We start from the raw sequence: 24,255 nt of genomic DNA, 5'->3' as shown, positions 1-24,255 counted from the left end.
GGGCCGTAGCATTGCGGGACACATGACAGAGGGGGGCCCGCGCATGTCCGACGACCTAACCGCCGGTCCGGCCCACGACCCGTGGGTCGCGCCCGGATCCGTGCCCGAGGGAACGGAAGGGCCGCAGTACGCCCGCGTGCCTTCGGACAGCAGGGGCGCGTCGGGCAGCGCGGCCGCGGAGATCACGGACGCGTCCGGCGACTCCGCCCCCGAGAACACCCAGGCCGCACGCGGCTGCGTCCCCCCGGCCGACCCCTGGCCCGCGCCCGCTCCCGCCCCGGACCACGGCCCGGGCGTCACCATCGCCTCGGTCGAGGTGCCCGCCGCGCAGGGCCCCGCGCCGTCGTCCGTCCACGACCAGCCGACGGTGACGTCGCTGCCGGGTGTGACGCCGACGCCCACGGTCGGCCCGCCGGGGGCCGGCGCCCCGTTCGCGTCCTTCCCGCCGCCCCACCCCGGCTCCGCGTCGTCCGGGGCGGCGGGCCCGAGCCCCTTCGCCCCGCCCGCCGACGGAGCGGTCCCCCCACCGCCGATCTCCCCCGACGGACCCGGGCAGGTGCCGTACGGCCACCCCGGCGGCTACGGCCGTCCTGGCAGCCCCGGCCTCGGCGGCGCCCCCGGGTACTACGGGTGGGCCGCCCCGCAGCCGAGCCCGAGCAACGGGATGGGGATCACGGCGATGGTCCTCGGCATCGTCGCCGCCGTGGGCTTCTGCATGTGGCCGGTCGCGATCATCGTGGGCATCCTCGCGCTCGTCTTCGGACTGATCGGTCGAGGCAAGGCCAACCGCGGCGAGGCCACGAACCCCGGCCAGGCCCTGGCCGGCCTCATCTGCGGGGCCGTCGGACTGGTCCTCGGGGTGGGTCTGGCCGTACTGCTCTTCGTGGCGCCCTGACTCCCCTTCCCGGCCCTCACGCCCCCCGCAGCAGCCGCCTCGCCTCCATCAGGGCGAAGCCCAGCAGGTTGGGACCTCTCCAGCGCTCCGGATCCGTCGCCGCGGCGTCGTCGGCCGTGAGGCCGATGCCCCAGACGCGGTCCACCGGGCTCGCCTCCACCAGCACCCGCTCGCCCGTGCCCAACAGATACCCCCGCAGCTCGGGATCCGCGCCGAACTTGTGGACACTGCCCTCCACCACGATCCGGAACCGCTCCCGCTCCCACACCGTCTCGTCGAAGCCACGCACCAGACGCCCGGCCTTCTTCGCCTCGGAGGGGTGACCGGCGGCCAGTGCCCGCCGCTCCGCCTCCGCGTCGCCGAACAGGCGTGCCTTGCCGGCCATCATCCAGTGCTCGGCCGTCGCGTACTCCACGCCGTCCACGGTGAACGAGGACGGCCACCACTGGCTCAGACAGCTCGGGCCCACTCGCCCGTCGTGGCGCGGACGGTGGCCCCAGAAGTGCAGATACCTGATTCTCGCCCCCGCCCGGACCTCCCTGATCAGGGTTTCCCGGGAATTGATCTCCTGCATGCATCCCACTGTGGCACGCGCCACTGACAGTACGTCTCTCCTTTTCCCGGTCGACTCGACACCTGGTCGACAGATTCCGTTGCGTAACCAAAAGGCAACAACGGAATCACTTGTTGGAGGTCTCTCGCTCTGCCAGGATCGGCACTCAAATCAGGCTGGAGCTACGCCACCCACCCTCTGAACAGCGGGGCGACGGCGGAGGAGAGCGACATGCAGAACCCGGGAAGCACCACCCCGGACCGACTTGGCCGGTTTCCCGCACAGCAACGTTTCGCGGACGGCGCCCAGTACATCGGGGGCCGTCTGCGCAAGGGCACGTCCGGGCATACGCACGCCGTGGTCGACCCGGCCACCGGGGACGAGGTCCTCACCTACGAACTCGCGGGGGCGGACGACGTCGACGCGGCGGTCGCCGCCGCCGGGGCCGCCTTCCCGGCCTGGGCGGCCGCCACCCCCGGCGAGCGCTCCGACGCACTGCACCGCTTCGCCGCCGTCCTCGCCGAACACGCCGAGGACCTCGCCCGCGCCGAGTCCCTCCAGTGCGGCAAGCCGCTGAAACTGACCCGCGAGTTCGACGTCCCCGGCACCATCGACAACACCGTCTTCTTCGCGGGGGCCGCCAGGCACCTCCAGGGCCAGTCGGCCGGGGAGTACTCCGGCGACCACACCTCGTACGTACGGCGCGAGCCCATCGGCGTCGTCGGCTCCGTCGCACCCTGGAACTACCCCCTCCAGATGGCCGCCTGGAAGATCCTCCCGGCGATCGCCGCGGGCAACACGATCGTGCTCAAGCCCGCCGAACTCACCCCGCTCACCTCGCTCCTCTTCGCCCAGGCGGCCACCGAGGCGGGTATCCCCGACGGCGTGATCAACATCGTCACCGGGACCGGGAGGGAGGCGGGTGAGCGCCTCGTCGGCCACCCCGACGTGGCCATGACCTCCTTCACCGGCTCCACCGCCGTCGGCAGGCGGGTCGCCGAGATCGCCACCGCCACCGTGAAGCGGCTGCACCTCGAACTGGGCGGCAAGGCGCCCTTCGTGGTCTTCGACGACGCCGACCTGGACGCCGCCGTACACGGCGCGGTCGCGGGCTCGCTCATCAACACCGGGCAGGACTGCACGGCCGCTACGCGCGCCTACGTGCAACGGCCGCTCTACGAGGCGTTCGTCGAGAAGACGGCCGCCCTCATGGAGACCGTCCGGCTCGGGGATCCCTTCGGGGCGGGCACCGACCTCGGGCCGCTGGTCTCCCACGTCCACCGCGACCGGGTCGCCGCCTTCGTCGACCGGGCGCGTGCCTACGCGCGCGTGGTGACCGGCGGCGAGGCTCCTCGGGGGGATCTCGAGAACGGCGCGTACTATCTCCCCACCCTGGTCGCGGACGCCGCGCAGGACAGCGAGATCGTCCAGTCCGAGATCTTCGGACCGGTCCTCGTCGTCCTCCCCTTCGACAGCGACGACGAAGGGATCGCGCTCGCCAACGACACGCCGTACGGGCTGGCCGCGTCGGCGTGGAGCAGGGACGTCTACCGGGCGAACCGGGCGACGCGCGAGATCAAGGCCGGATGCGTGTGGGTCAACGACCACATCCCGATCATCAGCGAGATGCCCCACGGCGGCTACAAGGCGTCGGGGTACGGCAAGGACATGTCCGCGTACTCGTTCGAGGAGTACACCCAGATCAAGCACGTCATGTTCGACAACACCGCGGTGGTCCGCAAGGAGTGGCACCGCACCGTCTTCGGGGACCGATAGTCACGAGTCCGGCCGCCGACCAGGCCGAATCCTCCCGAAAGGGCACCACGCGCATGGAGCAGTACGAGCCAGACCGTCTGACCCCGCCCCGAGCGGCCGCCATGCGGCGCAGTCTCCGCGACGGCAGGGCGGCCATGACCCGCAGGTCGCTGCTGCGCGCCTCGGCGGGCGGCTCGCTGGCCCTGGGCGGTCTCGGGGCGCTGAGCGCCTGCGGGATTCCCGCGGCCGGCAGGACCGAGGGCGGCACGTCCGCCGAGGACCACTCGGCGAAGGAGAAGACCGTCAGCTTCTCCAACTGGACCGAGTACATGGACACCGACGAGGCGGGCAAGCACCACCCGACCCTCGACGCGTTCACGAAGCGGACCGGCATCAAGGTCAAGTACACCGAGGACATCAACGACAACAACGAGTTCTTCGGCAAGATCAAGCCGCAGCTCGCCGCGGGCCAGGACACCGGCCGCGACATCGTCGTCCTCACCGACTGGCTCGCCGCGCGCCTCATCCGCCTCGGGTGGGTCCAGAAGCTGGACCCGTCCAACCTGCCGCACGCCTACGCCAACCTGTCGAGCCAGTTCCGCAGCCCCGACTGGGACCCCGGACGGGCGTACTCCTACCCCTGGCAGGGCATCTCCACGGTCATCGCCTACAACAAGAAGGCGCTCGACGGCGTCGAGGTGAGGTCGGTCTCCGACCTGCTCGACAACCCCAAGCTCAAAGGCCGCGTCGGGTTCCTCACCGAGATGCGCGACAGCATCGGCATGACCCTGCTGGACATGGGCAAGGACCCGGGCAGGTTCACCGACGACGACTACGCGGCGGCCATCGCCCGGCTCCAGAAGGGCGTCGACAGCGGCCAGATCCGCCGCTTCACCGGCAACGACTACACGTCGGACATCACCAGTGGCGACTTCGCCGCCTGCATCGCCTGGGCCGGCGACGTCGTCCAGCTCAAGGCCGACAGCCCGGACATCGACTTCCTGATTCCGGACAGCGGCTACATGACGTCCAGCGACAACATGCTGATTCCCAACAAGGCGCGTCACAAGACGAACGCCGAGCGGCTCATCGACTACTACTACGAGCCGCGGCCGGCCGCCGAACTCGCCGCCTACATCAACTACGTCTGTCCCGTCGACGGCGTGAAGGACGAGCTGGCCAAGATCGACGAGGACGCGGCGAACAATCCGCTGATCATCCCTGACAAGGCCATGCAGGCCAAGTCCCACGCCTTCCGCTCACTGAGCGCGAAGGAAGAGACGGCATATGAAGCGCAGTTCGCGAAGCTCACTGGGGCGTGACGAGATGAAGACGACGACCAACGCCGGCGGCGACGTCCGCCTGTCCGGGATCAGCAAGACCTACGGCTCCTTCACCGCCGTCCACCCGCTCGACCTGACCGTCCCCCAGGGTTCCTTCTTCGCCCTGCTCGGCGCCTCCGGCTGCGGCAAGACCACCACCCTGCGCATGATCGCCGGCCTGGAGGAGCCCACGTCCGGGACCGTCCACCTCGGCGACCACGACGTCACGGCCTTGCCGCCCTACAAGCGGCCCGTGAACACCGTATTCCAGTCCTACGCCCTCTTCCCGCACCTCGACATCTTCGAGAACGTCGCCTTCGGTCTGCGCCGGCGCGGCATCAAGAGCGTGAAGAAGCAGGTCGAGGAGATGCTGGAGCTGGTCCAGCTCGGAGAGCAGGCCCGTAAGAAGCCGCACCAGCTCTCCGGCGGCCAGCAGCAGCGCGTCGCCGTGGCCCGCGCCCTGATCAACCACCCCAAGGTGCTCCTCCTCGACGAACCCCTCGGCGCCCTCGACCTCAAGCTGCGCCGCCGGATGCAGCTGGAGCTGAAGCGCATCCAGACCGAGGTCGGCATCACCTTCGTGCACGTCACCCACGACCAGGAGGAGGCCATGACCATGGCCGACACGGTCGCCGTGATGAACGCGGGCCGCGTCGAGCAGCTCGGCTCGCCCGCCGACCTGTACGAGAACCCGCGCAGCACGTTCGTCGCCAACTTCCTCGGTACCTCCAACCTCATCGAGGCCGAGGTCGACTCCAGGAGCGGCGAGTACATCGTGCTGAAGGTGGGAGGCGGCAAGCTCGTGCTGCCCGAGGCCCGCTGCGCCGCGCCGACGACGACCGGCGGCAAGGTGCTGGTCGGCATCCGCCCGGAGAAGATCTCCCTCACCCTCGCCGACGACGCGGGCGGCATCCCGGAGGGCCGCAACCGCGTCACCGGCACGATCGCCGCCACGTCGTTCATCGGCGTCTCCACGCAGTACGTCGTCGACAGCGCCGTCTGCCCCGAGCTCGAGGTCTACGTCCAGAACGTCGACCGCGACACCCGGCTGGCCCCCGGCGCCGAGGTGGTCCTGCACTGGAGCCCCGCCCACACCTTCGGCCTCGACGCCGCCCAGTCGCCGCGTGCCGGGACAGCGGGCTCCGCGGGTCTCGAACAGGAGGCGGCGCTCTGATGGCGACGCTCACGGAGGCGCCGCCGCCTCTCTCCCCGACAGCCCCGGAGACCGGGCCACCCCGCAGACGGGGCCGCTGGACGCCGTACTGGCTGCTGCTGCCCGGCATGCTGTGGCTCCTGGTCTTCTTCGCGCTGCCGATGATCTACCAGGCCTCCACGTCCGTGCAGACCGGCTCCCTCGAAGAGGGCTACAAGGTCACCTGGCACTTCGCGACCTACTGGGACGCGCTGAGCGACTACTGGCCGCAGTTCCTGCGCTCGGTCCTCTACGCCGCCGCCGCCACGATCCTGTGTCTGGTGCTGGGCTACCCGCTGGCCTACCTGATCGCCTTCCGCGCGGGCCGCTGGCGCAACCTGATCATGGTGCTGGTGATCGCACCGTTCTTCACCAGCTTCCTCATCCGCACCCTCGCCTGGAAGACGATCCTCTCGGACGGCGGGCCCGTCGTCGGCGCCCTCGACGCGCTGCACGTGCTGGACGTGACCAGCTGGCTCGGCTGGACCTCCGGGGACCGGGTGCTGGCGACGCCGTTGGCCGTGGTCTGCGGTCTGACGTACAACTTCCTGCCGTTCATGATCCTGCCGCTCTACACCTCGCTGGAGCGCATCGACGGACGGCTGCACGAGGCGGCCGGCGACCTGTACGCCAGGCCCGTCACCACCTTCCGCAAGGTCACCTTCCCGTTGTCGATGCCGGGCGTGGTCTCCGGCACGCTGCTGACCTTCATCCCGGCGTCCGGCGACTACGTCAACGCCGAACTCCTCGGCTCCACCGACACCCGAATGATCGGCAACGTCATCCAGACGCAGTTCCTGCGGGTGCTGGACTATCCGACGGCCGCGGCACTCTCGTTCATCCTCATGGCGGCGATCCTTTTCATGGTCACCTTCTACATCCGCAGGTCCGGGACGGAGGATCTGGTCTGAATGCCCTTCGTCAACTGGTTCAAGAGGAAACTCGTCGTCATCGCGAGCCTTCTGACGCTCGCCTATCTCCTGCTGCCGAACGTGGTCGTCACGGTGTTCTCCTTCAACAGACCGAAGGGGCGCTTCAACTACGCGTGGCAGCAGTTCTCCACGGACGCCTGGGAGGACCCGTGCGGGGTCTCCGGGCTGTGCGGATCGCTGTCGCTCAGCCTCCAGATCGCCCTCTGGGCGACGCTCGGCGCGACGGCGCTCGGCACGGCCATCGCCTTCGCGCTCGTCCGCTACCGCTTCCGCGCGCGGGGCGCCGTCAACTCGCTGATCTTCCTGCCCATGGCCATGCCCGAGGTCGTCATGGCGGCCTCACTGCTCACCCTGTTCCTCAACATGGGCGCGCAGCTGGGGTTCTGGACGATCCTCATCGCGCACATCATGTTCTGCCTCAGCTTCGTCGTGACAGCCGTCAAGGCCCGCGTCATGTCGATGGACCCGAGACTGGAACAGGCGGCCCAGGACCTGTACGCCGGCCCGTTCCAGACCTTCCTGCGGGTCACCCTGCCGATCGCCGCACCGGGAATCGCCGCGGGCGCGCTGCTCGCCTTCGCCCTCTCCTTCGACGATTTCATCATCACCAACTTCAACGCGGGCTCGACCGTCACCTTCCCCATGTTCGTCTGGGGCTCGGCGCAGCGCGGAACACCCGTCCAGATCAACGTCATCGGTACGGCCATGTTCCTCGTCGCCGTCCTGCTCGTCCTGACCTCCATGGTCATCACCAACCGGCGCAACAGGCGGAAGGCCTGAGCCTCCGCCTTCGTCACCCTCCGAAACCCTCTGTAGGGAGTTGAAATCATGGCCCCGAGCGCCATGAGCCGTGGCAGGGACAATCACTGGACGACGTCGCTCTCGGAGGCGCGGCCTGTCCCGTACTGGCTGGAGGATCCGGGCAGGCCGCACCCCGAGCCCGCGCTCACCGGCGCCACGACCTGCGATCTGCTGGTCGTCGGCGGCGGGTACAGCGGACTGTGGACCGCGCTCATCGCCAAGGAGCGCGACCCGCGGCGGGACGTGGTGCTGCTGGAGGGACGCGAGGTGGGCTGGGCCGCCTCGGGCCGCAACGGAGGCTTCTGCGCCGCCTCCCTCACCCACGGTCTGTCCAACGGGCTGACCCGCTGGCCGGACGAGATCCACAAGCTCGAGGAACTGGGCGCGCGCAACCTCGACGAGATCGAGGCGGCGATCACCCGGTACGGCATCGACTGCGACTTCGAACGCACCGGTGAGATCGACGTGGCGACCGAGCCGTACCAGGCGCGGGAACTGCGCGACTGGTACGAGGAGATCCAGGGCGAGGGCCTCGCCGAGGGCATCGAGTTCCTCGACGGCGAGGCGGTCCGCGGGCAGGTCGCCTCGCCCACCTTCCAGGCGGGCCTGTACGACCGCCGGGGAGTGGCCATGCTCCACCCGGCCAAGCTCGCCTGGGGCCTGAAGCGGGCGTGCGTCCGCCTCGGCGTCCGCGTCCACGAGCACACACCCGCGCTGACGCTGAGGCCGTACGGCGCGGGGATGGCCGTACGCACGCCGTACGGGCGGGTCCGCGCGCGGCAGGTCGCGCTCGGCACGAACGTCTTCCCCAACCTGGTCAGACGGGTCCGCGCCTACACCGTGCCCGTCTACGACTACGCGCTGATGACGGAACCCCTGAGCGCCGGGCAGCTCGACGCGATCGGCTGGAAGAACCGGCAGGGCCTCGGCGACAGCGCCAACCAGTTCCACTACTTCCGGCTCTCCGCCGACAACCGCGTCCTGTGGGGCGGCTACGACGCGATCTACCCGTACGGCGGCCGGGTGCGCGCCGAGTACGACGACCGGCCGGAGACGTACGCCAAGCTCGCCGAGCACTTCTTCACCTGCTTCCCGCAGTTGGAAGGGCTCCGCTTCACGCACGCGTGGGGCGGCGCGATCGACACCTGCTCGCGCTTCTCGGCGTTCTTCGGCACGGCCCACCAGGGGAAGGTGTCGTACGCCGCCGGGTACACGGGGCTCGGCGTGGGAGCGACCCGGTTCGGCGCGGAGGTGATGCTCGACCTGCTGGCGGGTGAGCCCACCGAACGGACCTCTTTGGAGATGGTCCGCAAGAAGCCGCTGCCGTTCCCGCCCGAACCCTTCGCCTGGACCGGCATCGCCCTCACCAAGTGGTCGCTGGCGCGGGCCGACACGCACGGCGGCCGGCGCAACCTGTGGCTGCGGACGATGGACCGGCTCGGGCTCGGCTTCGACAGCTGACGATCCGTCGGGGTGAGCCGGTTCACTCCGACGGGGTCGCCCGACCCGCGTAATGCCCGTGCGGAACCTCCCTCTCCCCTGTGACGCGCACGCGTCGACGAGACACAGGGAGGTCCTTCATGGCTGGGGCGAAGACGGCCGTCGAGTGGCTGGCATCCGTCGCACCGGATCCCGAGCTGTGCCGCTGGGAATGGGAGCGCAACCCCCTCGGGGTCGCCCTCCTGCCCGCGGGCGGGGTTTGGGACGTCCTCATCCTGCCGGGCGCACTCGGCCGCCCCACGCTCGACGTCCTCGCCCGCATCCTCGACCGGCCCGGACCCGTGCTGGCCGACGCGAGGGACCACCGGACGGGCTTCCTCGTGCCACCGGGCACGGCCGCCCGCTGGGTCGGCACCGGCATCCGCACGGCCGGGCCGGGCACCTGGATCGTCGTGCCGTATCCGGGCCGCGCGACCGGCGTCGTCCGCTGGCTGGTCCCACCCGACGGCTCCGGCACCCTGACCGACCCGGCCCTCCTCGAACTGGCCATGCACGAGGCGGCGGCCGGCCGCGCCGGGGGAGACGACGGCTGACCCGCCCGCTCCGCCCCCTCACCGGCCCGGCCGGGTGCAGGACCCGTGCCGGGAGGCGATCCGTCATCGGCGCCGGCCGTCGTGCGGCCGACGCGGCGCTCACCCCTGTCCGGTGGCTACTGCGGTGCCGTCGCCTTCAGCGCCAGCCACAGCTCCATCCGCGCGTCCGGGTCGTCCAGGGAGCGGCCCAGGATCTCCTCCACGCGGCGCATGCGGTAGCGAAGGGTGTGGCGGTGGACGCCCAGGTCGGACGCCGCGGCGTCCCACTGGCCGTGCCGGGAGAGCCATGCGCGCAGGGAAGCCACCAAGTCGCCCCGGCCCGTCGCGTCATGCTCGTGCAGGGCCCGCAGCAGACCGTCCGCGAAGGCCTTCACCGCGTCGTCCGCGAGGAGCGGCAGGACCGAGCCCGCCGCGAGCTGCTCGTGCTCCACCAGGACCCGCCCCCGGCGCCGCGCCACCGACAGCGCCTGCTCGGCCTGCCGGTACGCGGCCGCCGCGGCGATCGGACCGGCCGGCCCGGACAGGCCGACGACCAGTCCGTCCTCCTCGCCCTCCGGCGAGGACGCACGCGCGTCCTCCAGCGCCGTCGCGTAGGAGGCGACGGCCGCGGCCGCCGCGCCCTCGTCGGCGGCCAGCGCCACCAGCCGCTCGCCCTCCGGCACCACCAGCACGGTCTCCCCCGACCTGGCGGCCGCCGACTCCACGACCTCGGCGAGCCGGCCCAGCGGGTCCCCGGCCTGGTCGGCGGAGCCGGACACGCGCGCGTGCGAGGACGAGTCGGCGTGGCCCCGCGCGGACGCCGGCTCCGCCACCAGCACCCGGAACGGAGCGTCCAGCAGACCGCCGTACAGCTCACCGGCGACGGCCCGCGCGTGGTCCGGCTCGCCCGCCAGCAGCATGCGCAGCACCGCCACCCCGATCCGCTGTTCCGCCGCCTGGAACGAGCGGGAGCGTTCCGTGGTCAGGGTCAGCAGGGCGATCGCCGAGTGCACGGCATAGCGCTCCGCCGTGCCCAGGGCGGACGCCGTGCCGACCGCGAGGGCCGCCCGCGGGCGGCGGCCGGTGCCCAGGGAGTGCAGCTCGACCCGGTCGTCGTGGTCGCAGTCCTCGGGCCCGCCCACCACCGCCGAGGCCGGCGCCGGACGCTCCCGCAGCCGCTCCACGTCCGCCGTGAGCCGCGCGGCCCGCCGCCCCGCCCACTCGGGCGCCGTCGCGACGACGGCGCCCGAGGCGTCGTAGAGCGCGGCCCAGCCGTCGACCTGCGAGGCGAGCGCCGCGAGCAGGCCCTCCGGGCCGTCCGTCAGCGCCTGCCTGGTCAGCTCCCGCTGGGCCGCGAAACCCGCCGTCACCGCCCGGTACTGGTCGGCCGCGATCGCCGCGGACACCTCCTTGCTGATGGCGAGGAACGGCGTGCGGCGGGGCACTTCCAGCAGCGGCAGGCACTCCTCCTCGGCCGCGTCCACGAGGGCCTTCGGGATCTCCTCGTAGTTGACGCCGACGGCGAAACCGAGCCCGACCACCCCCGCCCCGGCCAACCGCCTCACATAGCGCCGCATCGCCTCCGGATCCTCCGCGTCCAGCTTCAGCGCGGTGATCAGGAGCAGTTCCCCGCCCTCCATGTACGGCACGGGGTCGGCGAGTTCGCTGACGTGCGCCCAGCGCACCGGCACGTCCAGACGGTCCCCGCCCGCCCGCACGGTCAGCTTCAGCGCGGAGTGGTGGACGAGCGAGGCGAGCGTGGGGGGCATGGGACCTTCAGGACTGAGGCGGACGCGGGGGCGGTCTACCGGGTGATCTTTTGGACGCTTCGTATGAAGGTCCTGTGCCGATTCTGCCTCACCGTAGGGATGCCCCGCGCCTCGTCTCAGCCGCGCAGATCCACCAGCAGCGGTGGCGCGTGCTCACCCCGGACCGTGGTCAGGGACAGTACCGCGTGCCCCGGCGGCACCTCGTGCGCCAACTGGGACGCCGACCACCGCTCCCGCTCCACCTGGCGGACGGTCACCGCGTCCGTGGTCACGGCCTTGCCGGTCACCAGCTTGCGCAGGGCGTGCAGCGCGCGGGTCATCGGCTGGTCGGCGAAGACGGTGTGCTTGGCGACCTCCGTCGTCTCCACCCACTCGGTGCCCCAGGTCTGCGCGAACCGGCTGCCGTCCCAGGTGGTGATCCCGGAGAACGCCATCCGGCAGCCGACGGCCCCGTACAGCGGACCGTGCAGGGCCTCCGGTACGTCGCCCATCGAGCGCAGCGACAGCACGACGCCCGCGTTCTGCGAGCGCAGCCGCTGGATGCGGCGCACCGACCCGGCGGTGACCGCGCCCGTCGCGTCGTCCAGGACCAGGGCGGCGAAGTGCGCGCGCCCCGCCGCCTCCCGTACGACCGCGTGGAACTGGGCGAGGACCAGCCGGGTGATCAGCCGGCCGGCCTCCTCGTGGCCGCGCTCGGGCAGGTCCACGCGGACCCGGAGCGGATGGTGGGCGAGTGCCCGCAGGGAGAACACCCGGTGCGCACCGCTCGCCGCCCTGCCGTTCCCGCCGAAGAAGTCGGCGAAGACCGGCCGGTTCAGCAGCGCCAGCCGGTCCGCGAGGACCCGGCCCGGATCGCCGGGCACGCCCGCCTGCCGGACGCGCGCGTCCAGCTCGCGGCGCATGATCTCGTCGTCGGCCACCGCCTCGCGCAGCGCGGACAGCGCCGCCGGTTCGCCCTCCAGCAGTTCGCGCAGCGCCGGCAGCGCGGGGAAGCGGCCGTGCACCGCTCGGTAAGGGCCGAGGAGCTGGGCCAGGGCGGTGGCCGCGCCCTGGGCGTCCACCGTGTCGAGGTCGCCCACCAGGGCCTCGGCGAGGACGGCGGCCGCCTCGTCGGGGTCGTCGGACTCCGCGTACGGATCGAGGTCGTGCACCGACGAGGGATCGCCGATCCGGACGATGACGTCGAAGGCGGAGTCGGAGACGAGCGGGCTCCCGGGCGACGAGACGGCGACGAGCGCGCACGCCCCGGTGAGTGCCTCGAGGGCCAGCGCCTCGGTGACCGGCTCCACCAGGGTGCGTGTCTTGCCCGAGCCGGACGGCCCGACGGCGAGCAGCGAGGTGCCCAGCACGTCCGGGCCGAGCGCGGCGCCCGCGTCGTGATAGGCGGCCGGGGCACGTTCGCCGGCCACCCACCGTCCGATGCGGACCTGGCGCGCGAGCAGGTCGTGGCGCCCGCTGCGCCGGGGCAGGTCGCGGGAGCCCGAGGGGTGGGTCCAGGCGGCCCCGCCCTGCCGGATCACGGTGTCCCGGAAGTCCGGGCGGCCGGTCGTCCACGCGCGCGTGACGCGCGCGCAGTCCACGTCGTTCATCCTCCCGGCCGCGACCTCGGCCGTCAGCACGTCGGCCGCCTCGTGCTGCCCGGCGTCGCGCAGCTCGGGCCACTCGGCGCGCGGGCGCTCGACCGGAGCCGGCGTCCGGGGACCGGTGGCGGCACGCCGGGCGGCGAGTCGTTCCCTCAGGTACGGCCACCAGCGGCCGACCAGCGCGAACGGCCACACCACGAGCAGGGTGATCACCGCGTACAGCGAGTTGGTCAACAGCGGGGAGGCGAAGAGTTCGTAGCCGCCGGCGATCAGGGCGATGAGGGAGAACAGGGGGTCCACGACGGGCAGGGCGTCCCAGCCCACGCCCGGGAAGGCGCTCGGGAACACGAAGCTCAGGGCGACGAGGGCGCCCAGCAGCGCGAGCAGCGCCCGCGCCGGCTGCGGCCGGCGACCGACGAAGTGGCGTACGGCGTCGGGCCAGCCGCCCAGCCGACCCATCGCGTACACCAGGACGGCGAAGAAGACGCCGTCGTAGACCACCCTGGCCTCGGCGCCTTCCATGTTCTTCGGGGAGGCGATCGTGCCGCCCCACCACCAGTCGTCCGGCGTGAACAGCCGCAGCGGCGCGAACTGGTACGGCAGGCCGCCCCGGCGCCACAGCGACCACAGCACCAGCGCCACCACCAGGGGGATGAGCAGGCCGACGACGGTGACCGGCGCGAGCCGCTCCGTCGCCCGCGCGGCCTTCGGCAGCCGGTACCCGAACCGCCAGATGCCCGGCCCGGCGACCGCACGAGGCTCGTTCAGCCACGCGGCGACAGCCGAGGGGGCCGGGGCGCCCGGCCCGCCGGCGTGCGGCACCGACGGCTTCCCGGCAGACGCGGACGGAGCACCGGCAGGCGCGGACGGAGTACTCGCATGCCCGGGCGGAGTGCCGGGCGGCAGTGGCGGCGCGGTGCCCGGCCGGGGCGGCACACCGGGAGGCGTCGTGGGGCGCTCCGGCGGCACCGCCGGGTGCGGCACAGGATTCGCATGCGTACCCCGCGCGTCCTGCGTCCCGTCGCTGTCCATCGCTCCTGCCCCCTGACCAGCCGCTCCGTCCACCATCGCCGAGTCAATCTAACGCCCCGGCAAGGGGAGTTCACCGCTTACGCGGCCGGGTCCTGGCCGCGGCCCCCGGAGCCGCAATGTCCACGACGGACAACCGGCGCCGCCGACAACGCCCACATGGAGCATGACCGCACCCCCTTCCCCGTCCTAACCTGCGAGAAAAGAAGCTGTGCGTCCGCACGAACGCACCCCGGTACGCCCGGTACGCCCGGTACGCAAGATCATCAGGGAGCCCCCCATGACCGCACTTCCGCAGGAGCGCCGCGTCGTCACCGCCATCCCGGGCCCGAAGTCGCAGGAGCTTCAGGCCCGCCGCGTCGCCGCGGTCGCGCAGGGCGTGGGCTCTGTGCTGCCGGTGTTCACGGCGCGCGCGGGCGGCGGCATCATCGAGGACGTCGACGGCAACCGTCTGATCGACTTCGGCTCCGGAATCGCGGTGACCAGCGTCGGCGCCTCCGCCGAGGCCGTCGTGCGCCGGGCCTCCGCGCAGCTCGCCGACTTCACCCACACCTGTTTCATGGTCACCCCGTACGAGGGCTACGTCGAGGTCGCCGAGGCCCTCGCCGAGCTGACCCCGGGCGACCACGCCAAGAAGTCCGCGCTGTTCAACAGCGGTGCCGAGGCCGTCGAGAACGCCGTCAAGATCGCCCGCGCCTACACCAAGCGCCAGGCGGTCGTCGTCTTCGACCACGGCTACCACGGCCGCACGAACCTGACGATGGCGCTGACGTCGAAGAACATGCCGTACAAGAACGGCTTCGGCCCGTTCGCGCCCGAGGTCTACCGGGTGCCGGTGGCCTACGGCTACCGCTGGCCGACCGGTGCCGAGAACGCCGGCCCGGAGGCCGCCGCGCAGGCCATCGACCAGATCTCCAAGCAGGTCGGCGCGGACAACGTGGCCGCGATCATCATCGAGCCGGTGCTGGGCGAGGGCGGCTTCATCGAGCCGGCCAAGGGCTTCCTGCCGGCCATCAGCAAGTTCGCCGCCGACAACGGCATCGTCTTCGTCGCCGACGAGATCCAGTCCGGTTTCTGCCGTACCGGCCAGTGGTTCGCCTGTGAGGACGAGGGCATCGTCCCGGACCTGATCACCACCGCCAAGGGCATCGCGGGCGGCCTGCCGCTCGCCGCCGTCACCGGCCGCGCGGAGATCATGGACGCCGCGCACGCGGGCGGCCTCGGTGGCACCTACGGCGGCAACCCGGTGGCCTGCGCCGGCGCGCTGGGCTCCATCGAGACGATGAAGGAGCTGGACCTCAACGCCAAGGCGAAGGCGATCGAGGCCACGATGAAGGCCCGGCTGACCGCCATGCAGGAGAAGTTCGACATCATCGGTGACGTGCGTGGGCGCGGCGCGATGATCGCCATCGAGCTGGTCAAGGACCGTACGACCAAGGAGCCGAACCCCGAGGCGACCGCCGCGCTCGCCAAGGCCTGCCACCAGGAGGGCCTGCTGGTCCTGACCTGTGGCACCTACGGCAACGTGCTGCGCTTCCTGCCGCCGCTGGTCATCGGCGACGACCTGCTCAACGAGGGCCTCGACATCATCGAGCAGGCTTTCGCCGGGGTCTGAGCCGGTCCTGGGCGTCCGGTCCGGGAGCCACGGATTCCCGGACCGGGCAGAGCGTGTGAAGAAGGTGTGCGGGGTGGATGGCGGGAGGGGGATCCGCCTGTCGTCCCGCCGGTCGCTGCCGTAGGTTCTCCCCAGATGAGAGATACACCCCGCCCACAGGGGACTGTGGGCGACCCCAGGCCGGGGCCTCCCCAGCTTCGACCTGGTCGTGCCTCGCGCACACGATGGAGCCTCCGGCTTCGGATCTCCTCACCGATCGGACGGCCGCCCGCCCCAAACCCCCCGGGGCGCGCGGCATTCCGATCCGGTCGGCCACCTCGGAACCACCCCCCTGTTCCGGGGTGGCCGACCTCCTTCTCGCAGCGGCAGTTGTCGGACACAGGCCACTGAGGGCGGACCCCGGTTCACGCACCGGGGTCCTCTTTTTTGGAGCAGAGCAATACGATACGTATCGTCTCGTCATTGGACAGCCACCCGACCGCCGCCCCGGAGGCCTCCATGCACCGCTACGTCGACGCCGCCCCCGGCATCCGCCTCTGGGTGCAGGAGCGTGGCCCCGCCGACGCGCCCCCGCTCCTGCTGATCATGGGCGCACAAGCCCCCGGAGCCGGCTGGCCCGACCCGTTCGTCGACCTGCTCGCCACCCGTCACCGCGTCGACCGCTACGACCACCGCGACACCGGCCGATCCACCTGGGCGTTCGACGAGCACCCTTACCCGATCACCACGCTCGCGGAAGACGCCGTGACGGTCCTCGACGCCCTCGACGTCGACCGCGCCCATGTCGTCGGCATGTCCCTGGGCGGGATGCTCGTCCAACTGCTGCTCGCCGACCATCCCGACCGGCTGCGCACCGCGACCGTGCTGGGCACCCAGGCGCTCAGCTCCGCGCCGTACGTCCGGCCGGACGGCGTGCCGGTGCCTGTGCAGGAGCTGCCCGGCATCGACCCGCGGGTGCTGCAACTGTGGTCCCGGCCCGTCCCGCCCGATCTGGACGTGGAGGCCGAGCTGGACCGCAGGGTCGAGCACTGGCGGCTGCTCAGCGGTGACGCGCTGCCCTTCGACGCCGCGTACATCCGCGACTTCGAGCGCGGGATCGTCGAGCACACCGGGCACCACCGCACCCGTACGGCGCACGGCCGTGCCGACGCCTCCGGCATGGACCGCACCCGGCAGCTCGCCCGCACCGAGGTGCCCACCCTCGTCGTCGCGGCGCCGGCCGAGCCGGTCTTCCCGCCGCCGCACCCGCAGCACCTCGTCCAGGTGATCAGGGGCGCCCGCCTTGTGGAGATCCCCGGCATGGGACACGCCCTGCCGCCCGCGGTGCACGCCCCGCCGGCCGCCGCGATCCTGGAGCACACCCGTTCCTGACAAGCTGGGTCCATGTCGACCCGCTCCCACCCGGAGGCCGAGAGCGCCCCGGCGCCACCGGCCCCCGGACGCCCCGTCCGGGGCGCGCTCCTGCTCGGCCCGTCCGCGCTCCTGCTCACCCTGTTCACCTGGCAGGTCGCCGTCGCGGGGCCTCTCCTGTCCCTGGACGAGCGGTTGAGCCGGGCCCTCCTCCATCCCGACCGGGCCGCCGAACTGCTGTCCGACCTGGGCAATGTGCAGGTGGCGGTGCCCGTGCTGGTGCTGGTCGCCGGGTACGCGGCCCGGCGGGCGCGGTCGGCGGGCGTACCGCGCTGGTGGCTGCCGTCCCTCGCCGGGTTCGCGCTGATGGTGCTGGTACCCCTGATCGTCGTACCCCTGAAGGAGTGGACGGACCGGCCGGGCACGCCCGCCGTGCCGCCGGCGACCGGGTACTACCCGTCCGGCCACACCGCGACGGCGGCCGTGGCCTACGGCGCGGCGGCGCTCGTCCTGCTGCCCTGGCTCGGCTCCGCGCTTGCCCGCCGGACGGCGGCAGCCACGGCCGTCGTGCTGGTCTCGGCCGTCTCCTTCGGCCTGGTGCGGCGGGGCTACCACTGGCCACTGGACGTCGTCGCGAGCTGGTGCCTGGGCGCGATGCTGCTGGGCGCGCTGTGGCTGTTCCTGCGGCGGATCGCGCGGTAGGCACCATGCCGACCGCCGAATCCGGGCGGCCGGCAGCACTGTGGCGGTGACGCGGCGGCGTGGTGGCGCGGGGGTCAGACGGCCTGGAGCCCTGGCGGCCCGGTCGCCCGGCGACCCGTCGGCGCGGTAGGGCGGTGGGGCGGTGGCCGACCCCGCCGAACCGGCGTACGCCTCAGCCCCACCACTACGACTCGGACAAGCGCTCCTTCGCCGCCGCACGCCTACCGTGGTGCAGGAAAAAGCCAGCACACCCCACTTCGCGGAAGGGCCGGGACTCTCATATGCCCCAGGAAAACACTGTGGGGGCCACCCACGCCTTCTGGCTCGCCGGCCGCCAGGCCGGCGGCGAGGACAGCTTCGACGTCACCTCCCCGTGGGACGGCCGTCTCGTCGGCAAGGTCAGCGTGCCGACCGACGCGCAGGTCGAGGAGGCCGTGGCGGCCGCGTACGCCGTGCGGGACGAGTTCGCCGCCACCCCGGCGCACGTCCGGGCCGCCGCCCTCGACCACGTCAGCAAGCGGCTCGCCGAACGCACCGAGGAGATCGCGCGGCTGATCTCCGCCGAGAACGGCAAGCCGATCAAGTGGGCGCGGGGCGAGGTCGGCCGGGCCGTGTCCGTGTTCCGGTTCGCCGCCGAGGAGGCCCGCCGCTTCAACGGCGGCGAGGCCCAGCGGCTCGACACCGACGCCGGCGGCCAGGGCCGTCTGGCCCTCACCCGGCGCTTCCCGAAGGGCGTCGTGCTGGGCATCGCGCCGTTCAACTTCCCGCTGAACCTGTGCGCCCACAAGGTCGCCCCGGCGATCGCGGCCGGTGCGCCGATCATCCTGAAGCCGGCCCCGGCCACCCCGCTCTCCGGCCTGGTCATCGGCGAACTTCTCGCCGAGACGGAGCTGCCCGCCGGCTCGTGGAGCATCCTGCCGGTCTCCAACGACCGCATGCCCGACCTCGTCCAGGACGAGCGGCTGCCGGTGATCTCCTTCACCGGCTCCGAGAAGGTCGGCTACGCGATCATGGACTCGGTGCCCCGCAAGCACTGCACCCTGGAGTTGGGCGGCAACGGCGCGGCGGTCGTCCTCGGCGACTTCGCGAGCGACGCCGACCTCGACTGGGCCGCGACCCGCATCGCGACCTTCTCCAACTACCAGGGCGGCCAGTCCTGCATCTCCGTGCAGCGGGTCATCGCCGACGCCTCCGTCCACGACCGGCTGCTGCCGCGCATCGTCGCGGCCGTCGAGGCCCAGGTCACCGGCGACCCGTCCGACGACAAGACCGACGTGGGCCCGCTGGTCAGCGAGGACGCGGCCCGACGCGTCGAGTCGTGGGTCGACGAGGCGGTCTCGGCGGGCGCCACCCTCCTCACCGGCGGCAAGCGCGACGGCGCCTCCTACGCGCCGACCGTCCTCACCGACGTACCGGCGAGCGCCACGATCTCCTGCGAGGAGGTCTTCGGGCCGGTCCTCACCGTGCGCAGGGTGGACGGCGAGGCCGAGGCCTTCGCCGCGGTCAACGACTCCAAGTACGGCCTCCAGGCGGGCGTGTTCACCCACGACCTCCAGGCCGCCTTCCGTGCCCACCGGGCGCTGGAGGTCGGCGGCGTGATCATCGGCGACGTGCCCTCCTACCGCGCCGACCAGATGCCGTACGGCGGCGCCAAGCAGTCCGGTGTGGGCCGCGAGGGCGTGAGGTACGCGATGGACGACTACACCTACGAGCGCGTGCTGGTCCTGACCGGTCTCGCTCTCTGACGCGTCCGACGAAGGGGCCCGGCACCGATGCCCAACGGTGCCGGGCCCCTTCGTCGCGTCGGCCGTCTCCGGACCCTCAACCGGAGAAGCCGACGAGCGCGAGCCGTAGCGGGCCGCGCAGCCTGAGGCGCAGATCGTGGACACCCTCGGCGGTGAAGGGGGCGTCGAGAGTGGTGTAGGCGTAGGGCCCCGCCGTGGGCGTACCCAGGGTCAGCGTCGCCCGCGGCGGCCCGTCGGCCAGGGAGACCTCCACCGTGCCCCCGCCCGCCACCGCCACCCGTACGCCCGTGACGCCGGCGCCGAAGTCGCAGGCGCGGTAGAGCAGTTCGGCCGTGCCGCCCGCCGCAGGCGTCACCGCGTCGCCGGACACCTTCGTCCGGTCCACGATCTCCGTGCCGCTCTGCTCGTCGAAGTCGACGGCGGTCAGTCCGTCGCGCAGGACGGGACGCGGAGCGGCCGGCTCGCCGTCCAGCGTCACCGTCGTCCGCAGCCGCACGTCCTCGCTGGACGCGCCGACCAGCAGGTCGTACGGCCCCGGCTCGCGGCGCCAGTCGCCCCGCGCCACGTCCCAGAACGCGAAGGCGGACAGCGGGATCTCGAAGGACAGGGCCGTCCGGGCGCCGGGGGCCAGCGTGACCCGGTGGTGGGCCAGCAGTTCGCGCCGGGGACGGGTGACCGACGGGTCCACCGCCCGCGCGTAGAGCTGCGCGACCTCGTCCGCGGTCACCTCCCCGGTGTTGGTCACCGTGAAGGAGACCCGCACGGAACCCTCCCCGACCCGCACCGCCAGGTCGTCGTACGCGAAGGAGGTGTACGACAGGCCGTGCCCGAACGGGAACAGGGGAGTGCCCTCGAAGTAGAGATACGTCTGGCGGGCGCCGATCACGTCGTAGTCCAGCAGGTCGGGCAGGTCGGCGTCGTCGGCGTACCAGGTCTGCGGGAGCCGGCCCGCCGGGGAGACGTCACCGGCCAGGACGCGCGCCAGGGCGGCCCCCGCGGCCTGTCCGCCGTGCGCCGTCCACAGCACCGCGGACAGGTGCTCCGGCTCGATCGCGTACGGGTAGGCCGACACCAGCGCCAGCACCGTGCGGGGGTTCGCGGACCGCGCGGCCGCCAGCAGCCGCTCCTGGTGGCCGGGCAGCCGCAGCGTCGTACGGTCCTCGGTCTCGCGGCCGTTGATGTGCGGGTCGTTGCCCGCCACCACCACGACCACGTCCGCCCCGGCCGCCGCCCGCGCCACCGCCTGCTCACCGCGCTCGGTGACGACGAGGCCGAACACCTCGGGTTCTTCCTCGGCAACCTTCACGCCGTCGGCGGCGACACAGACGTGGCGACCCGTGCCGAGATGCCGCAGGAGGTGACCGTCGCCGTGGGCTTCGAGGCGGAACGTCTCCTGCACCACCCAGCCGCCGGGCTCGTCGGCGGAGGCGCGCAGGAAACCGTCCTCGGCGACCGAGAGGTAGCGGCCGTCGGGGGCGCGCAGGGTGAGCACATCGTCACCCCAGTCGACCAGGGAGAACTCGGTGCCGACGGGGCCGGCGGTGAGCGGGGGGAGGTCGGTGCGGCCCGCGAGCAGCGCCGGGTCCAGGGCGCCCGCGGCGCCGCGCACCTCATCGGTGGACTCGGGGGCGGCCGGCACCGTGAGGAACGTGCCGGCAGCGGTCCTGAGCAGGACCCGGTCCACGCCCTCCGCGAACTCCACGCGCTCCGCGCCGAACCGCTCGTACAGCCCCTCCAGCGGAGTGGAGCGGTGGATCAGGGTGCCGCTGTACCAGTCGAGCTTGCACTCGTCGGCCAGCAGGCCCACCACGGCGATCCGGGCGTCCGCGGCCAGTGGCAGCACACCGTCGTTGCGCAGCAGCACCACCGCCTGCTCGGCCGCCTCCCGTGCGAGGGCCCGGTGGGCCGGCGTGTCGAAGTCGCCGGTGCCCGCGTAGGGGTCGTAGTGCGGGTCGAACTCGCCCAGCCGGAACCGCACCGAGAGCTGACGACGGACTGCGGCGTCGATGTCCGCCTCGGTCAGCAGCCCCTGCTCGTACGCCCCCGAGACCCGTTCGACGATCTTCGATCCGTCCGTGCCGTGATCGGTGAAGCTGTCCACCCCGGCGGTCAGCGAGGCCGCCGTCGCCTCCTCGTGGGTGTCGTAGTAGTGCTCGGAGTCGACCAGGTTGGAGGGCGCGCCCGCGTCCGAGCAGACCAGCAGCTCCTGCTGCGTCCAGGCCCGCAGCTGCTCGCGCAGATACGGCGACACATGGTTGGGGCGTCCGTTGACCAGGTTGTACGCGGGCATCACCCCGGCCACCGCGCCCGCCTCGACCGTCTCGCGGAAGGCACGCAGGTCGTACTCGTGCAGCACACGCGGCCGGACCGAGGCCGAGGTGACGTCCCGGCCCGTCTCGTTGTTGTGGGCCAGCCAGTGCTTGAGCACCGGAGCCGTGCGCCAGTAGGTCGGATGCTCGCCGCGCAGACCGTGCGTGTAGGCGGTGGCGATGGCGGAGGTGAGCCTCGGGTCCTCGGAGTAGCCCTCCTCGTTGCGGCCCCACAGGGGGTGGCGCAACAGGTTGACCGTGGGCGACCAGACGTTGAGGCCGACCCGCTCGTCGCGGGCCCGCATCGCGCGGACCTCCCTGGACACCGCCTCGCCGACCCGCCGCACCAACTCCGGGTTCCAGGTCGAGCCCAGCCCCACGGCCTGCGGGAACACGGTCGCCGGGCCCATCCACGCCACTCCGTGCAGCGCCTCCTGGCCGGTGCGGAACGCCCCGACGCCGAGCCGTTCCACGGCGGGCGCGAACTGGTGCAGGAAGGAGATCTTCTCCTGGAGGGTCAGTCGCGACAGCAGATCGTCGATGCGCTTCGCGAACGGCAGCTGCGGATCGCGGAAGGGCGGGGTGGGCGGCGTGGGTGCGGTCACGTGGGGTTCCCTTTGTGGTGGAGCCGGGAGACGCTTTCGAAGCGCTTCGATGCTCATTCGATCCTGGGGCGGGTGTCAAGAGACCCCACGGCAACAACTGTGACTCGCGGGTGCCTTGGCAAGCCCTACAGGAGTGTGCGGGAAACCCGGATGCCTCGGAGGAATCTTGGGAGCGACCCTTGTGCGCCCCCAGGCCTTCACTTAACCTCGCAGCAACATCGAAGCGCTTCGACGATCCCCGGTCAGTATGGAGCCGCCACCTTCAGGCAGGCAGATCTCCGACGATCAGGGACCGGGACGCTTCAGCTCGGCCAGTTCCACTCGAGACACCGCAGCCGACGGCCACCGCCGGGTGTCCTGGTGCGCCATGAAGGGTTGACGCAATGACGCCGAACGCCGCTTCCGCCTCCTCCGGGCCCAGCCGGAGAAGCTTCCTCGCCTCCACGGCGGTCGCCACCGCAGCGGTGGCGGGAGGGATGCCGTTGCTCGCCGCCTGCGGCGGTTCGGACAGTGGCTCGCGCGACGGCACCACCTCGGGCAAGGACGCCAAGAAGATCCTGCCGACCTTCGTCGCCGGCAGTGTGGTGACGCCCGACATCCCCTCCAGGAACGGTTCCTCAGTCGGCTTCACCGGCAAGCTCGACCTCGATGGCCTGAAGACGTCGGTACCGGAGAAGCTCGGCAAGGGCGGCAAGGTGACCGTGATGTCGCCGTTCTGGGGGTCGCCGCCGAAGGGCGGCAACCCCTATTACACGGCGATGAACGCCCTCACCGGCGTGGACGTCGTCTGGCAGAACCAGGACGGCAACACCTACGACCAGAAGCTCGGAGCCGTGCTGGCCTCCAGCGACGTGCCCGATGTGGTGGTCGTCCCCGGCTGGAACATGGGCGGCAAGATACCCAGCGCCATCCTCAGCAAGTTCGCCGACCTGGGCCCGTACCTGTCCGGGGACGCGATCAAGGAGTACCCGAACCTCGCGGCCATCCCGACCGACGCGTGGCAGCGGTCCATCTTCGGCGGCAAGCTGCGCGGCCTGCCGATGCCGTCGTCGTACGTGGCGAACATCGTCCCCTTCTACCGCAAGGACCTCTTCGACAAGGAGGGCTACGAGGTCCCGAGGACGACGGACGAGTTCGTGGCCCTGGCCAAGGAGATCACCAACGCCAAGGCCAGGGTGTGGGCCTGCGGCGACATGAAGTGGACGGCGTTCAACAGCTTCGGCGTGCCGTCCGGCGCGGAGAAGCCGCTCGGCTGGATCGTCCAGGACGGCAAGCTGGTCAACCGCATCGAGCTGGACTCCTACCTCGAGGCGCTGGAGTGGTCCCGCAAGCTGTTCGCCGCCGGGTACGTCCACCCCGACTTCAAGCTGGGCAAGAGCCAGGCCGTCGACCCGAGCACCAAGTTCGCCGCCGGTGAGTTCCTCATCTACAACAACGACATCTCCAGCTGGTACGGGCAGCAGGCCTCGCAGGCCACCCAGAACCCCGACTTCCGGATATGGGGCATGGACATCTTCGGCCACGGCGGCGGCGACCCGGTCATCTACGCCACCCAGCCGGCCAACATCTTCTCCTTCGTCAACAGGAAGGCCTCCGAGTCGGTCATCCGTGACGTGCTGGCCGTCGCCAACGTCACCGCCGCCCCGTACGGCACCAAGGAGTACATGCTCACCAACTACGGCGTGGAGGGCACGCACTACGCCGTCAAGGACGGGGTGCCCGTCAAGAACGACAAGGGCAACCAGGAGGTCAGCAACGCCTTCGTGATGATCGCGAGCCCGGCGTCGACCATCGCCCACCCCGACTTCCCGGACATCGCCAAGGGCCAGGTCGAGTGGCAGCAGCGGATGGGCGCCTTCACCAAGAAGCCGGCCTTCTACGGCATGCAGATCACCGAGCCCAGCCGCTGGACCAACCTGTCCAACGACTTCGAGCAGCTGGAGGACGACATCGTCCGCGGCCGCAAGAAGATCAGCGACATGCAGGCGGCTGTCTCCGACTGGAAGAAGAAGGGCGGCGACCAGCTCCGCGACTGGTACCAGAAGCTGCTCGACGAGAACGGTACGGCGGCGGGCTGACCCGGAAC

The 24,255-nt window shown here is 71.8% G+C and carries 17 protein-coding genes; 13 read left to right on the top strand and 4 right to left on the bottom strand.

Going from position 1 to position 24,255, the window contains the following annotated elements; all coding sequences use genetic code 11:
- Positions 1-43 precede the first annotated feature (43 nt).
- On the top strand, positions 44-895 hold the full coding sequence (locus ACZ5Y0_RS23470; protein WP_469130645.1) for a DUF4190 domain-containing protein: 852 nt from the start codon (positions 44-46) through the stop codon (positions 893-895).
- Positions 896-911: 16 nt separating this feature from the next.
- On the opposite strand, the gene ACZ5Y0_RS23465 is transcribed toward ACZ5Y0_RS23470, so the two are convergent.
- A complete protein-coding gene (locus tag ACZ5Y0_RS23465) occupies positions 912-1,469 on the bottom strand; it encodes an NADAR family protein (RefSeq protein WP_469130644.1) in 558 nt (185 codons plus the stop codon).
- Between the two features lie 210 nt (positions 1,470-1,679).
- On the opposite strand from ACZ5Y0_RS23465, the gene ACZ5Y0_RS23460 reads away from it, so the two are divergent.
- From ACZ5Y0_RS23460 to ACZ5Y0_RS23430, 7 genes are all read left to right on the top strand, one after another.
- A complete protein-coding gene (locus tag ACZ5Y0_RS23460) occupies positions 1,680-3,224 on the top strand; it encodes a gamma-aminobutyraldehyde dehydrogenase (protein WP_469130643.1) in 1,545 nt (514 codons plus the stop codon).
- Between the two features lie 53 nt (positions 3,225-3,277).
- On the top strand, positions 3,278-4,525 hold the full coding sequence (locus ACZ5Y0_RS23455) for a polyamine ABC transporter substrate-binding protein (RefSeq protein ID WP_469130642.1): 1,248 nt from the start codon (positions 3,278-3,280) through the stop codon (positions 4,523-4,525).
- Positions 4,491-5,699: an ABC transporter ATP-binding protein gene (locus ACZ5Y0_RS23450; RefSeq protein ID WP_469130641.1), complete on the top strand. Its 1,209-nt coding sequence runs from the start codon at positions 4,491-4,493 to the stop codon at positions 5,697-5,699. The genes ACZ5Y0_RS23455 and ACZ5Y0_RS23450 overlap by 35 nt, the downstream gene beginning before the upstream one ends.
- Positions 5,699-6,628, top strand: a complete 930-nt coding sequence (locus tag ACZ5Y0_RS23445) for an ABC transporter permease (protein ID WP_469130640.1) — start codon at positions 5,699-5,701, stop codon at positions 6,626-6,628. Before ACZ5Y0_RS23450 ends, ACZ5Y0_RS23445 begins: the two co-directional genes overlap by 1 nt.
- Positions 6,629-7,429 carry an ABC transporter permease gene (locus ACZ5Y0_RS23440; protein ID WP_469130639.1) on the top strand — a complete coding sequence of 267 codons (801 nt, stop codon included), beginning with the start codon at positions 6,629-6,631 and terminating at the stop codon, positions 7,427-7,429.
- A gap of 48 nt (positions 7,430-7,477) precedes the next feature.
- The gene (locus ACZ5Y0_RS23435) at positions 7,478-8,911 is read left to right on the top strand and encodes an NAD(P)/FAD-dependent oxidoreductase (RefSeq protein ID WP_469130638.1); all 1,434 of its coding nucleotides are present in this window, start codon (positions 7,478-7,480) and stop codon (positions 8,909-8,911) included.
- A 119-nt stretch (positions 8,912-9,030) separates the two neighbouring features.
- Entirely contained in the window at positions 9,031-9,483 is a 453-nt protein-coding gene (locus ACZ5Y0_RS23430) for a bifunctional DNA primase/polymerase (RefSeq protein WP_469130637.1), read from the top strand.
- A gap of 116 nt (positions 9,484-9,599) precedes the next feature.
- Here the strand turns inward: ACZ5Y0_RS23430 and ACZ5Y0_RS23425 are convergent, their stop codons facing one another.
- Positions 9,600-11,231 (bottom strand): PucR family transcriptional regulator, encoded by a 1,632-nt coding sequence (locus tag ACZ5Y0_RS23425; RefSeq protein WP_469130636.1) that lies wholly within the window; start codon positions 11,229-11,231, stop codon positions 9,600-9,602.
- 116 nt (positions 11,232-11,347) lie between these two features.
- Complete coding sequence (locus ACZ5Y0_RS23420) at positions 11,348-13,846, bottom strand: ATP/GTP-binding protein (protein ID WP_469130635.1); 2,499 nt, start codon at positions 13,844-13,846, stop codon at positions 11,348-11,350.
- 277 nt (positions 13,847-14,123) lie between these two features.
- On the opposite strand from ACZ5Y0_RS23420, the gene gabT reads away from it, so the two are divergent.
- The 4 genes from gabT (at position 14,124) to ACZ5Y0_RS23400 (ending at position 19,255) form a co-directional block, all read left to right on the top strand.
- Positions 14,124-15,458 (top strand): 4-aminobutyrate--2-oxoglutarate transaminase, encoded by a 1,335-nt coding sequence (gabT, locus tag ACZ5Y0_RS23415; protein WP_467518679.1) that lies wholly within the window; start codon positions 14,124-14,126, stop codon positions 15,456-15,458.
- A gap of 498 nt (positions 15,459-15,956) precedes the next feature.
- Complete coding sequence (locus ACZ5Y0_RS23410) at positions 15,957-16,829, top strand: alpha/beta fold hydrolase (RefSeq protein WP_469130730.1); 873 nt, start codon at positions 15,957-15,959, stop codon at positions 16,827-16,829.
- A 12-nt stretch (positions 16,830-16,841) separates the two neighbouring features.
- On the top strand, positions 16,842-17,510 hold the full coding sequence (locus ACZ5Y0_RS23405) for a phosphatase PAP2 family protein (RefSeq protein ID WP_469130634.1): 669 nt from the start codon (positions 16,842-16,844) through the stop codon (positions 17,508-17,510).
- A gap of 299 nt (positions 17,511-17,809) precedes the next feature.
- The gene (locus ACZ5Y0_RS23400) at positions 17,810-19,255 is read left to right on the top strand and encodes an aldehyde dehydrogenase family protein (RefSeq protein WP_469130633.1); all 1,446 of its coding nucleotides are present in this window, start codon (positions 17,810-17,812) and stop codon (positions 19,253-19,255) included.
- Between the two features lie 76 nt (positions 19,256-19,331).
- On the opposite strand, the gene ACZ5Y0_RS23395 is transcribed toward ACZ5Y0_RS23400, so the two are convergent.
- Complete coding sequence (locus ACZ5Y0_RS23395) at positions 19,332-22,169, bottom strand: glycoside hydrolase family 3 C-terminal domain-containing protein (RefSeq protein ID WP_469130632.1); 2,838 nt, start codon at positions 22,167-22,169, stop codon at positions 19,332-19,334.
- Positions 22,170-22,552: 383 nt separating this feature from the next.
- On the opposite strand from ACZ5Y0_RS23395, the gene ACZ5Y0_RS23390 reads away from it, so the two are divergent.
- Positions 22,553-24,247: an extracellular solute-binding protein gene (locus ACZ5Y0_RS23390; protein WP_469130631.1), complete on the top strand. Its 1,695-nt coding sequence runs from the start codon at positions 22,553-22,555 to the stop codon at positions 24,245-24,247.
- Positions 24,248-24,255: the final 8 nt, after the last annotated feature.

The sequence above is a fragment of the Streptomyces sp. NPDC033216 genome (genome assembly GCF_055577115.1).
This window is presented reverse-complemented; position numbering and strand designations above follow the sequence as displayed.